The organism is Vibrio sp. 10N.286.45.E10, assembly GCF_002874195.2.
GTDB classification, from domain to species: Bacteria; Pseudomonadota; Gammaproteobacteria; order Enterobacterales; family Vibrionaceae; genus Vibrio; species Vibrio crassostreae.
In genome coordinates, this window is record NZ_MCWD02000001.1 from 1,558,951 (window position 1) to 1,571,394 (window position 12,444).

9 protein-coding genes are annotated in these 12,444 nt (G+C 44.1%); all 9 read right to left on the reverse strand.

Translation table 11 applies throughout. The features are described from left to right. Positions 1–3 precede the first annotated feature (3 nt). The 9 genes from BCU34_RS07025 to BCU34_RS07065 all read right to left on the reverse strand — a co-directional run bounded on the left by BCU34_RS07025 (position 4) and on the right by BCU34_RS07065 (position 12,385). On the reverse strand, positions 4–723 hold the full coding sequence (locus tag BCU34_RS07025; RefSeq protein ID WP_102479407.1) for a GntR family transcriptional regulator: 720 nt from the start codon (positions 721–723) through the stop codon (positions 4–6). Positions 724–1,125: 402 nt separating this feature from the next. Beyond that, positions 1,126–1,446 (reverse strand): hypothetical protein, encoded by a 321-nt coding sequence (locus BCU34_RS07030; RefSeq protein ID WP_240493290.1) that lies wholly within the window; start codon positions 1,444–1,446, stop codon positions 1,126–1,128. A gap of 187 nt (positions 1,447–1,633) precedes the next feature. Next, positions 1,634–2,413, reverse strand: coding sequence for a winged helix-turn-helix domain-containing protein (locus BCU34_RS07035; protein WP_017107116.1), 780 nt, complete (start codon positions 2,411–2,413; stop codon positions 1,634–1,636). Positions 2,414–2,748: 335 nt separating this feature from the next. Further along, positions 2,749–4,383, reverse strand: a complete 1,635-nt coding sequence (locus tag BCU34_RS07040; RefSeq protein ID WP_413286265.1) for a carboxylesterase family protein — start codon at positions 4,381–4,383, stop codon at positions 2,749–2,751. A 92-nt stretch (positions 4,384–4,475) separates the two neighbouring features. After that, complete coding sequence (locus BCU34_RS07045) at positions 4,476–7,073, reverse strand: hypothetical protein (protein WP_102479049.1); 2,598 nt, start codon at positions 7,071–7,073, stop codon at positions 4,476–4,478. A 318-nt stretch (positions 7,074–7,391) separates the two neighbouring features. Next, positions 7,392–8,081 (reverse strand): hypothetical protein, encoded by a 690-nt coding sequence (locus BCU34_RS07050; protein ID WP_240698059.1) that lies wholly within the window; start codon positions 8,079–8,081, stop codon positions 7,392–7,394. Between the two features lie 287 nt (positions 8,082–8,368). Beyond that, positions 8,369–9,295, reverse strand: a complete 927-nt coding sequence (locus tag BCU34_RS07055) for a hypothetical protein (protein WP_102479048.1) — start codon at positions 9,293–9,295, stop codon at positions 8,369–8,371. A gap of 73 nt (positions 9,296–9,368) precedes the next feature. Next, positions 9,369–10,103: a hypothetical protein gene (locus BCU34_RS07060; RefSeq protein ID WP_102479047.1), complete on the reverse strand. Its 735-nt coding sequence runs from the start codon at positions 10,101–10,103 to the stop codon at positions 9,369–9,371. A 50-nt stretch (positions 10,104–10,153) separates the two neighbouring features. After that, positions 10,154–12,385, reverse strand: a complete 2,232-nt coding sequence (locus BCU34_RS07065) for an inverse autotransporter beta domain-containing protein (RefSeq protein WP_102479046.1) — start codon at positions 12,383–12,385, stop codon at positions 10,154–10,156. Positions 12,386–12,444: the final 59 nt, after the last annotated feature.

Genomic DNA, 12,444 nt, shown 5'->3' on the forward strand with positions numbered 1-12,444 from the left:
CAGTTATTCAAGATCTTTGGATTGAATTTGTTGCTCTATAAGCGATCGGCTACCCGAGATGTGTCTTCGCATTAGCATTTCTGCTAGCTCTTCATCACGGTTGCGAATAGCTTGTAAAATGTATTTATGTTCATCAAGCGCCTCTTTTGGTCGAGACTGTGCTCTAGGCGATTGGTAGCGGTACATGCGTAATAGGTGATAAAGCTCATCACACAACAGCGAAATGAGTTTGCTGTTACGACTCGCTTTGATAATGCGGTAATGGAAATCAAAATCCCCATGTTGATGAAAATAAGAAGAGCCTTCGACTTCATCGATATGTTTAGAATGTGTCGACAATAAGCCTTCAAGCCCGATCAACTCTTCTTGTGTGATGTGTCTCGCCGCTAATCGAGCAGCCATGCCTTCTAATGCCTCTCGCACGGCGTAAAGCTCTAGCAGTTTGTCTGCCGAAAAAGTAATAACTCGAGCGCCGACATGAGGAATTCGCTCAATAAGCCCTAGCCCTTCCACACGCATTATCGCTTCACGTAATGGACCTCGGCTTACTTCAAAGCGTTTAGCCAGTTCAGGCTCCGAGATCTTACTGCCCGGTGATAGTTCACCATTAACAATCGCTTCAACGAGGTATTCAGTCAGGCTTTCCGACTTGGTGTTTTCTTTGTCACTAACACGAGTTTTCGTGTTTGCACTTAAGGTGAGATCTTTTATCGCAGTATTCATATTCACGCTGCTCACTTCTGATTGTTGAGCCTTAATTGTCAACAATTTTATAACATGAGCATAAAATACACGATTAAATTGTCGACAATCAAGCTAATTGTCGACAATTTAGACTAAGGTATGACACCGAAAGAGTGAGTTGAATGAGATTAAAAGGATAAATTAGCGCCGTGGGCTGGGCCGCATGATTAGTAAAGCGGGACGTATAGCTAATCAAAGAGGACATAGCCATGTAGTGACTCTTGTGTCCAAAGGCCTTCCAAAATTGAAGGCCTAAAAGACCAAAAGCTTGCGTTAATAGATTTGAAACTGAGACCACCACAAACCAAGAGTGCGTTAGAACTAACCAGCCTATATCCGACACTTGCCGTTCAACTATTGCTTATTGATTATTAACATTAATCAGATTACTGGTACGTATTGTGAACTACGAGAACGCGTCACCAATGTTGGGAACTCAAATATCCCACCCTTAATGAGTACAATGTGTTCACTAAAGTAATTCACTGCACTACTACTCACATCTCGGGTTCGTGTTTTCATTACGATGTCAGATGCCGTGAAAAACAACTCTTCAAAGTGAGGATCGGTTTTATGTTCAGTAAAGTCCTCTACCTCAGAATCATATAGACAGTACTCGAAAACATTTTTGTGTCTCTCAACCACTTGCGCTTCAGAAGTAAACAACACCCCATCGCCATTATTCGAAAAAGAGTAAGACATGATTGAAAAGTGCTCATCAGTAAAATTAGTCGAGCTTAATGTCTTGAGTTTGAGCCCGTTCTTTCTTTCAACGTACTGTTTATAGTTGTAGACAAAGCTTAAGTTGTGACGATTCTGATGCGTATAATGCCTAATAAAAGAAAAAAGCATAAAAACTAAACTTAACAGAAAGAAAAAGTGATACTTATTAAAATTTTTCAAGGATATTTTTAATTTTTTCATTTTGAGAGTGAACTGAGATTATATAGTTATTGGCATAAGAGTTTTGCGAAGTTTCTTCTAACGCATATGCGAAGTAAACCTTCTTACCATCAACTTGATAAAATAGCGTCATATTAGTATTCAATTGATTAATAAGATTCAATAATGACTTCGGTGCAGTATGATCCCTTAAAGTGATCAGGTTGATATTATTACCTGTACGACTCTCCAAGACCTGTAAATGGTAATCAGATGATATAAAAGAATCTTTCATATATGGGGAGATTTGGGACAAACCTGAGTAAGCAAAATCCTGGTACAAAAAGTAACCACCAACAGCAAAATTTAAACTAATAAAGAACGTTAATATAGGTTTGGCCTTACTGGATATCTTGCTTGTAATCTCCTGATATATGGGCTCTTTCTTTTCATGTTCTGGCTCTTCAGAGTCCAGGCTTATCAGTGTGTTATCGATAAATACATTCAGTTTCGTGTTTATGCTGTAGCCAACACCGCGGAATGCCGTAATTTCAACGTTCGCTTCTAGATCATAAAAGGCCTTTCTCAAAAGCGAAATACTTCGCTTTATCGACCCCTCAGTCACCACCTTGTTCTTCCAAACTGTATCTAATATGGTCGACTTTTCGACCATTTCTCCTTGCTTCCCCAATAGAAGAATAGCTAATTTAAACTCGTTATTATTGAGCAGTAATTCCTTTTCTCGATAAGTTATTTTATTTTTCCCACTATCAAATTCTACATTCATTGATAGAAAAGCCCCATTAAAGCATTAAGATTCATAAGATCACATTGATTGTAACAACAAATCAATTATACCCAGTAAGCAACTTGATAGACACACTCGTCCAATCAGAATTGAAATGAATCCTAGAAAGGATTTAATTACCCCATATCACTACGCAAAAATAGAGGAAAAAAGTTTACTATTTCACCTAATATTTCTTTGGTTTATTAAGAAAATAAAAGAGCCACCGTTTTATACATAAACAGTGGCTCTTCAATTTACACCTAACCATTTATCTAACAAATAATTTAGAATAATAATGGTCAGGCTTTCGGCTCATGCTTCTGTAATAAAGGCTACAAAGCCATCACTTGGTTTACTTGTTCACATAAACTGGCATTAAGCGTGTTGTCCCAATCATTTTCCGTAACAAACTCACCGTTAGTGTTAAAGACCGTCACATTGTCTTTTTCTAAAGCGTATGGTGTGAACGTAGAAGTCTGTAACCACTGTGACATAAGATCATCTTTAACAGACTTATCCTTATTAGAAAATTCAGCAGGTCCAGATACTGCATTCACCTCATTACCGAAAATAAAAGAAAGCTCTGCACCATGACATGAGCTCTCAGATGGCTTACACGTTTTTGCAAAGCTCTCTACGTAGTAGTCAGGCCAAAGGCTAAAATCAGGTTGATAGTTGAACTGGTATAGCGCCGCATTCGAACCACCTGCAGCCAAGTTTTGCGCAACCTGTTGAGATGAACACGCAAACAGCACTTGATTCATTAGTTTGCGGGCATTAGCTTTACGCTTTGCTGCGGTACTATTCCAGAAGCTTAATTTGAACTCTGGAATCTCACGTAGCTTAGAACCCTTATCTGCACCGAAAAACAGATCGATCAGTGAATTATAGCTGCCTGGTAAATCAAGAAGCGCATCAAACGGCGCAACAAAGATATTCGACTCATCTTGGTTGAAACCCAGTATCACATCAACACCATTTACCGATTTTAGTTCACTCGGCTGATACGTGACAGTCTCTCCATCGACATAGGGTGCCCAAGATAACAGACCCGCTGTTTTAGGGGTAATACTGGTCAAGCTATTCAGCTGCGTTGCTGCAGCTTTCATTTGAACTTGAACATCCACGATCTCTTCAAAAGGCACGCTAGTAATGTCTTTGTCCTTTCCTAGCTTATCTTGAACAACACCTGCTACCCATTTCGCTGACTCGGCATCTTTGTACTTAACGCCATATGGGTTACTTTCCATGATGGCACGTTGGTACAGGTGAGCGTTTTGTTGCTCATCCATTAATTGGATGCCAATTGACATCGCACCTGCACTTTCGCCGAACAGGGTAATGTTGTCAGCATCGCCACCAAAATTGCCGATATTCGCATGGATCCACTGTAACGCTGCCTTCTGGTCTTGGATACCGTAGTTACCAGAGTGTTGGTCACTGTAGTAACTACCAAGAATACCCAAACGGTAATTCATGCTAACCAGAATAAACGGGTTACCCTCGCCTGCATTTTTAGCGACAATATTCGCCCCATCAAACTGCTTAACCGTACTAGAGCCAAGCTCAAATGCACCGCCATGAATGAACACATAAACGGGCAGCTTTTCATCTTGAACAACACCTGATGGGCGCCAAACATTCGCATTTAAACAGTCTTCACTTTGTGTTTCTTGTACTACGCCATTCACTTCCATTGTGTGAGGTATTTGCGGGCAGATATCCCCTGCAGAAGTCACATCATAATGAACGCCAGCTTCAAAGTGATTAAGCTTGGGTGCCTGAAAGCGTTCTGCTGAAGCATATTTTACGCCCATAAACGCATCGACTTGTGATGAGTAGCCCACCGGCGAATGTGCTATGCCCTGTAGTGTTGCCCCTTCGATATCCACGCTTGGTGCTGCAATGGCTTGGTTGCTTAACGCTAGAATGGCGTTTGCAATCGAGATTGATAATGTATTTTTCATCGGCTTACTCATAAAATAGAGAATCAGTGTTATTTATAAAAATCGAAAAAAGGAGCAAGGTTACTCACCTTGCTCCATATGCTTACAAACTATTATTCAGGAGCAACTGTCCAAGCGTTGTAGCCTTTCTTGGTCTCAGTGAAATCAAGGTTTGGTCGGCCCCAGCCTGTTTCACACGCGGTTTCATTAGCAGGCAATGAGAAGAATGCGTTGTGTGGGTTAAACTTTGGGAAGAAACGATACACTTGGTCGAAAGCGACCGGCATATTCATTAAACGGTTATCGACCATTCGAGTTGTACCGGCGCGAACCAGTTCCCAACGCTCATTCCAGTTAACACGAACATACGCGTCGTAATCTGAGTTGTTGGTCGCCGTCAATTGGATACGGCTCCAGAAGCTCAAAAATGACTTACCTGTTTGACATCTCATGGTTAAATCTACTGGCACAGTTTGCGGTCGGTCCGCTTCATTCTGAATACCGAAACGCGAAACAAACATATGTTGGTTCATTGAACCCTTGTCACCATTTTTCGGGTAAACGATCAGGTCGCCAAATTGAGTATTGCCTGCACCACCACCGCTGCGGTCAAAGATACGACCATTCAACAATGAAGCAATCGTCATCTCTGCAGTATTACCTGAAGTAACAATGGACTCCTCTAGGTGGTTATCAGATTGCGCTTTAAAAGAGAACAATTGAGACACACCAGCGTCAACATTACATCCTTGGCTGACCACATTGTAACTACTGTAACCGTTCACCGTTAAACACTGTGTATCATCGCTCGCAGGGCGAACTTGGAATACATTCGTCGGGTGTGTGACAGTGCCAGGCGCCGCTGGTACAAATTTAAACAGCACGTTAGGATCTGTATTTTCATTTACCGCTTGTGATGTGTCACAGTCTTGGAATGCAAACTTGCCGCCAACATTGGTCAAACACTGCACGTTACCATTGCTTTCGAAGTTAACAATACGTTTACCTCGGTCACCAATCGCGATATTGAAACGTTTTGACTTCACCTTATCAACGCCATGAACACGGTAATTCGCGACAAGATCCAGTGGGAGTACAACGTTAGCAAAACGAGGAAGATATTTTGCGTACTCACCACCTAAATTAGCAGCGGCATCTGCGATAGAGTCATTTAGAGTTGCGACATCAAGGTAGAACTGCCCTTCTTCAGAGAACTCAGAAGCATTCGCTAAAATAGTACTGTTGATTGTCTGTTCTACCAGCTTCAACGCCTCTTCAACTAAGCTCGGTAGGTCTGGTGCATACACCTTTACAAGTTCAACTAGCGGATACTCTACCGACCAAGTTACACTTTCCAAACCTGAAATAGCACTGTGATCCAGTGTATCGAGTGAAACTTGAATACCAGTATTACGCGCTTCACGGCTGCCATTTCGGTTACCTTTGTTTGTCACCTTGGTAACGGCACCGTTGATGTATGCGTTGTCGTAAACCACATCGTTCGTTGCATCTGCATCGGCAAGCACAATTTGATTGGCATCAGTGTTGTACGTGACGACTGTAGAAACATTGTTCCAAGAAAATGTCTGTTTGCCTGTGGTTTGAAGATCAAACGCGACGTCGTTTTTTACGTGGCCACCTTGTAACGTTTTAGTTTGGGTGCCCGCTTGGATGATTTGTCGGTTATCATCATCTTGCCATACATTAAGACCCGTCAGTTTTACACCGCTACCGTTTGCAATAAAGTCACACGATTGTGGGGTGTTTTGTGTCAACACACAGGTACTGTCTGAGTTGTTAGAGTCGACAATACGCATTGGCGATGCACTCAAGTAAGCGCCTTGGCCTGTCATTGTGGTGCGGCCTTGAGGATCAACAAAAGAAACCGGTATGTCATTGTCGTTCAGCTTATAACCCAGCGATACACTGTAGAACGCCGCTGAATCCCAACCTTGTGAAGGGATAACCTGACCCGTGATGGTGTTGTGACCACTGTTGATGCTGTGGCTTTGGCCTGATAGCGTGACCCACTCTGCTGTGGTGTTGTCTTCGCCAGTACCGACCGTTTTTTCCAGTAGCACTCGAATAGGTTGGTTAGCAAAACTGTTTGTGCTGCCGTTAACTAAATCAAAGTCTAACGTGACATTGATTGGCGTTTGGGTCGCTAGCCACATTTTGCCGTCTCGGGTCAGGTTTTCACCTTTTGCCGGTACAAATGTAGCAGATGCGTTTTCAATCTCAGGCGCATCAGGGATCAAATCGTCCATGATGAGGTCGCCACCCCACATTCTGCGCACGCCATCGGCCACCCACAGTTCTATCTGAACACCGGTGCTGTGGAAACCAGACTCAGGAAGCAAACAAGACCACTGGTTGTTCCCTAAGCTCGAACAGGTAGAATCATGAGCATCAGAGCCATGAATCACGACTTTGGTTGGGGATTGCTCTTGGTACCACTCGCCCTGTGGGAACGAAGCTGGTGTGGTGAGCAAGACCTTTTGATTTGGCTCTAAAGTAAGCCCTTTCGGTTTAAAATTAGCAACACAATATTGACTGGCACCATGTGGGTTGAAATCTAAACACTTAAGGTGAGGATCAATGTTGTCCGCGCCATATTCGTCAATAATGTTCTGAGAGTGTTGAGCAGCATGCGCCACAGAAATGCTGGCTAAGCTGGTGAGCAGCGCCGCATAAATAGGAGAAAATTTCATTAAGATTTCAGTCTCTTTGTTTGAAAATAACAGTATTTAAATGGAGATAAAGGCCTTTAAAACCTCAACCGCTTCGAGCTCGTTAGCAACGAATGCCATTGAATACGGTCAGCCAAATGGCCGTTGTTGGAAGTCACAGCCAAAAGCAAGCAACCTTTAAAGACCCGCCAAGCTTGTGCTTGATTTGGCGTGAAATACAGTGAATTACCGTTAGTTTAGGTTTTATGAGCTTTTTTTAGAGCTTGTTAATTCAATGAGTTAGCAGAAGTGAGCCCGCTTCGTAGAAGGTGGGCTCACTCAGTGAAAGAATCGCTAGTGTTATGGCTTAAGAAGCGCAGGCACCTCGTCACTTTGCAAGGCGCAGGTGTGTAAAATGTCCAGAATCAGAGCATTTTCATCGATGCTGTCTTGGTAAGGGATAGTCGGTAGCCCTTCAAGCGCTAAATGCAGCTTTTCTGCGGTATAACGATAGCTATCAAACCCCTGATGTTTCCATAATTCAATCGAGGCAATCGCGCGGTCAATACACGCCTCCATCGGTACTGGCTCCACCAAGTCGTCGACGGTCAGTTCACCGCCCCACATTCTGCGTACGATTCCGTCCACCCACAGTTCTATCTGAACACCTGTGCTGTGGTAACCAGACTCTGGAAGCACACAAGACCACTGGCTGTTGCCTAAATTCGAGCAAGTTGTTTTTCGACCATCTGAGCCGCGAATCACCACCTGTGCTGGAGCTTGCTCTGGGTACCACTCGCCCTGTGGGAACGAAACCGGCGTGGTGATCAAGACATTTTGATTAGGTTCTAAGGTAAGCCCTTTCGGTTTAAAATTAGCAACACAGTAATCACTGGCACCAGCAGGGTTGTAATCTAAACACTTCAAGTGGGGGCTAATACCTGCAGCGCCATAGCCTTCTGCAATGTTCTGAGAGTATTGAGCAGCATGGGCTGCTGAAATGCTGACTAAGCTGGTGAGCAATGCCGCGTAAATAGGAGAAAATTTCATCGTTGTTTGTCTCTTGGTGGTTCAATAAAAAGGTAAAATGATTAAAAAGCACAAGGCGGCCTGTTCTAAAAACTATAGAAATTGGCGCATTGAATCGTGATTTTATGCGCGCTGAGGCAGTGGAATATAACGGCGAAAACAAGCCTGCCATCCCACACTAAATTGATATCCACAGCTGATTGATATCAAAATGGTTGATTAGCAGTCACTGAAGGCAAGCATCTATTTGCCCTCAGTGCTCGTTAGTTGAAAAAGCATCACCAACTGAATGGGTTGTGTCGCGATGGTTAGCGATCAAACTGCTGGCAATTGACCATGCTCTTTCTTCTGTCTTGGTCACTGCCCGCCATCATGAATTGGAAGTCAAGTTTCCTGATAGTTATTTCAGGGTTTACCTCAGGGTAAGATAGACCAAAATCTTGACCAATCGTTTCATACTTCACAAGCCCAAAACTAGGAGGAATCGGTTGCTTGGTAAGCGCAATCGGTATCGAGTTATGACCATCGTACGAGAAGTTAACAACCAGCGTTTCGGGTAGCTTTTTGTCTTGAAATTTTGGGGTCGATGGGCTGAAGTGCACTGGTGACAGGCTTGCCAATTCTGTCATTTCTACCACCCCTGGCAAAAAATCAAACGCCAGCGTCGGAAAGCTCAACCGATACTGCCTGCTTCCGGATGGATTTAAACCAATATTTGTAATTGCAACATTCATAAAATCGACGGTTTGCGCTTCGTAACAGATGCCTTTGGTGCCATCTGGTGGGTACTCAAGTGCCACGGGTAATGGTTCACTTTCAAAAGTGCGCGTTACTTCCGGATAGCCCTTGTCAACCTTGCCGCTGTATGTCACGGTCAGAGGTTTAAAGCCCACGCCTTTATTAAACACCTTATCAATGTCTGATGGGTTGATGGTCAGGGTTGGCGAATTCGCAAAGCACTCTCCCTTATCATTACACCACTGGTAGTTTTTTGAATCAGCAATGACCTCATCGCCATCGGGATCGAGATCTTGAATAGGACGAACGGAAATAGGGCCAGTGCCGATGGTGTTGTTCTCACTCGGTGCGACATTCCATTCAGGCATATCAGTTGGGTAACCGTGGCCTGAAATGGCTGGCGTGTGGTTAGAGCAAACTTGGTTTTCAGGGCATTCTGCCATCGCTGACCAAGAGCAGCATAAAGCCAAAATAGTGATAATGGATTGACGTATCATGGTTGTACCCCTATCGAGAGAAAGCGGGCTGAAAACAGCCCGCTTGGTTAGTGGTTAAAGCAATCTCAAAGGATTAACGTAGTGAAGCACGAGTAATTGATGCTTCATTCATAGACGCAGTGATCGTGTAACCTTGTGCCTCTTTCGGTAATACGAAGGTTAGGTCATCACCGACTTCGGTAATTGCCGCTTGAAGCGCAGCTTCAGCATCGCCTTTCGGGTAAAGGCCAGCTGTGTCTGTTTCATTTTCTGTCAGTGTGAACGTCACGTCTGCGATAGCTAGGTCAACAACCACACCGTCATCCGCGTGTACCGTCAGAGTTTGACCCACTTCAGCTGTACCGCTGATGGTAAGAGCCGTCTTCGCGCCAACCGTGAAATTGTTCGAAGTCATTTCATTAGACACAAGCGTTGTTGATGGGTAGCCGTATTGAGTATGAACTTGCCACACTAGGTTTAATTGTTTGTTTTTTAGCTCATTGAAGTTTGAAAATGTAATGACACCCTTGTTCAACTCGCTGATATCCGCTTCATCTACTTTTGCGTATTCGGTACCACTCGCATCTTCTAACCAGTACGTCACCTTGGTGATGGCATCACCGTCTTGGTCTTCAAGAGTAGTAGGTGCATCGAATTCGACTTCAATATCCGCAGGTGTCCATACAATATCAGTTGTCGTCACCACAGGAACCGATACCGTTGGTTTGTGGCCTTGTACAGGTGCAGTGGCAACGCTGTCGATAGCCCAAGCTGCTGTTGCTGTAAAACCACCCATAAGTAGGCCGATAGTGATCATTGATTTTTTCATTGTCTTTCCTTTCTGAACGAAAACGTTCATGTTTTATTGTTAGTTATGAATTACTTGTTGTTTGTCGCCGACTTTGAATCCGACGGTTTTTTCTTTGTCACTTGGACTTTGAACTGGAACCCTTGGTCTTCGCCTTTCAACACGTACTTTTGCTGATTGGCGTTCGCCACCTTGGTAAATTCGTTTTGAGTATCATGCTCTCTTCTGAACCATTGGAACGAGTATTGAGAGAGGTCTAAGACCGCCGCTTCATCCTCGAACACATAAGCCGTGATGGCTTCCGTCGTGAATAGGTCTTCATCTAGATGATGCCCTTCATGAAACAGGTCGACACGATAGACACTGCCCTTTAACCACTCGATATTGCCTTGCTTTGCGTCTTGTTCGTTCTGATCGTAAATTGCTGTTACCGTGACGGATTGCGCCACATGACTCAGTAAAACCAGCTCTGCGATACCTTCTTCATTGGTGTCAGTTTGGTAAACGAAGTTCGCTTGGTTCGGTTCGAGCTCTAACGTCTCACCATTCAACGTCAAAGATGTTAAGTCTTCAGCGGTGATTTGATAAGTCACCGGGATATCGGCAACGGCTTTACTCAATAAAGCACTCGCAACAATGCTTTCACCCGCGGTCGCGGTTTCTGGTTCAAACGAAATTGACTCAAGAAACTTACTGTCAGTGACGGTAATCGACATGGTGTTAGACTCTTTCACTTGGCCGCTTTTTAGCTTGTATCTCACCTTGAGCGACAGTGTATTGTTGCCGTCATAGCGGTAGCTTGGCGCGGTAAATAAAGGTACCGAAGCACTTTGACTATCCAGATACGGATTGGCAGTACCTAGCCAGGTGTAAGACACGATGTCTGGTCCCCCTTTCACCTCCATCCACTCCGCTAATGACTGCTGAGAATTTTCTGCAACCACTACAGATTCAGGCAGACGAATACTGATCTCTGCGTATTTCTGTTTGTATTCCAAAACAATGTTATGGTCACGTTCAACAAAGTCCGTTAAACGGTCTTGTTTTGGTAGCGAACTTTGGAAAACTTCACGGCGCTCAGGTTCGTAAAAACCGCCAAGAGACAAGGTATAGTTAACACCTGCTATCCACTGTTCACTTGCCCCTTCCTCGTTTTGGTATCCCAACGAGAACACCAGCTCTTTGGTCGGTTTAAACTCGGTGTTTAACTCGAAACGCAACGGGTTTTTGGTCGGGTTACTGCCATCGCGATGTTCTACGTATCGACCAAGGTATTGACCCGCTGTGCCACTTAACTTCCAGCGTGTATCCATCGGTAGATAGCTTTCTAGCGTGAGATCCCAACCCTTCGCAGGCTTTTCAACAAGGCTGTTCATCCCTTCATACTCGTCCGGCGAATCTTTCCAATTTGACAGAGGAAAATAGAAATTGGAGCTCATATTTCCGTAGCCCACCCCGTACTCAACACCTAAGCTCATTCTTCGGTGATAGCGCTGGTGGTCATAATCTATGAAGGTGTTTACCCCATAGTACTCATCTTCAGCGAGTTGACGATAACCCGTACCAATGTGCGAGAAGTCTCGGCCATGGAAGTCGTCTTGGTTAAACACAGCACCCGCTTGAATAAACCACAAAGATTTATCGTCGGCTTGCCAAAAAGGGAACAGGCTTTCAACCTGATCAACTTGCCATTTGCTGCCTTTCGCTAAAGAGACGCCTAAATCAAACTGTGCGCCATCAAAAGCCTCAGATAACCAGTCTTCTGTTTCACTCACACCAGCAGCCACCAAACGCGATGGCACTTGCTCTTGGTAGGCGCGAATGTTGCCCTGTTCAGACTGCTGTTGAGCAATGGTCACCAGTTCAGAAGTCACGGGAGCAACATAAGGGCTAACTTCGTTAAGCTTACCCTCGTCCAAAGCCAAGTTTGGCAACGAAGCACTATTTAGTCCCTTGCGAGTCTGATATTGGTGATCGGTCAATTCAGCAATAAGTGGCTCTACCGTTTTCCACTCCGCATCACTGTATGGACCACACTGAAGCTCGTCCTTTCCCAGTTCAACCTCACGGCAATAGGTGCTCATGCTAATAATGGTATTTAGCAGCGCTGCATCGACTTGATAAGCTGAAAACGTGACAAAGGTATTTTTTACCGTCGCTTGCTCATTGCTGGCTTGCGCGTTTGTCGCTACCTCTATAGGTTTTGATTGGCTCGCCTCTAATGGGTTTGCATAGCATGCTAGGCTCACAGCCAAACTACATGGCAGTAAGAACACAGCATTAATGGTTCGTGGCTTAAACATGACAAAATGGATTCTTCAAAAATTTTTCAGAAAATTAATCAAGAAAGCGTGAATTACCG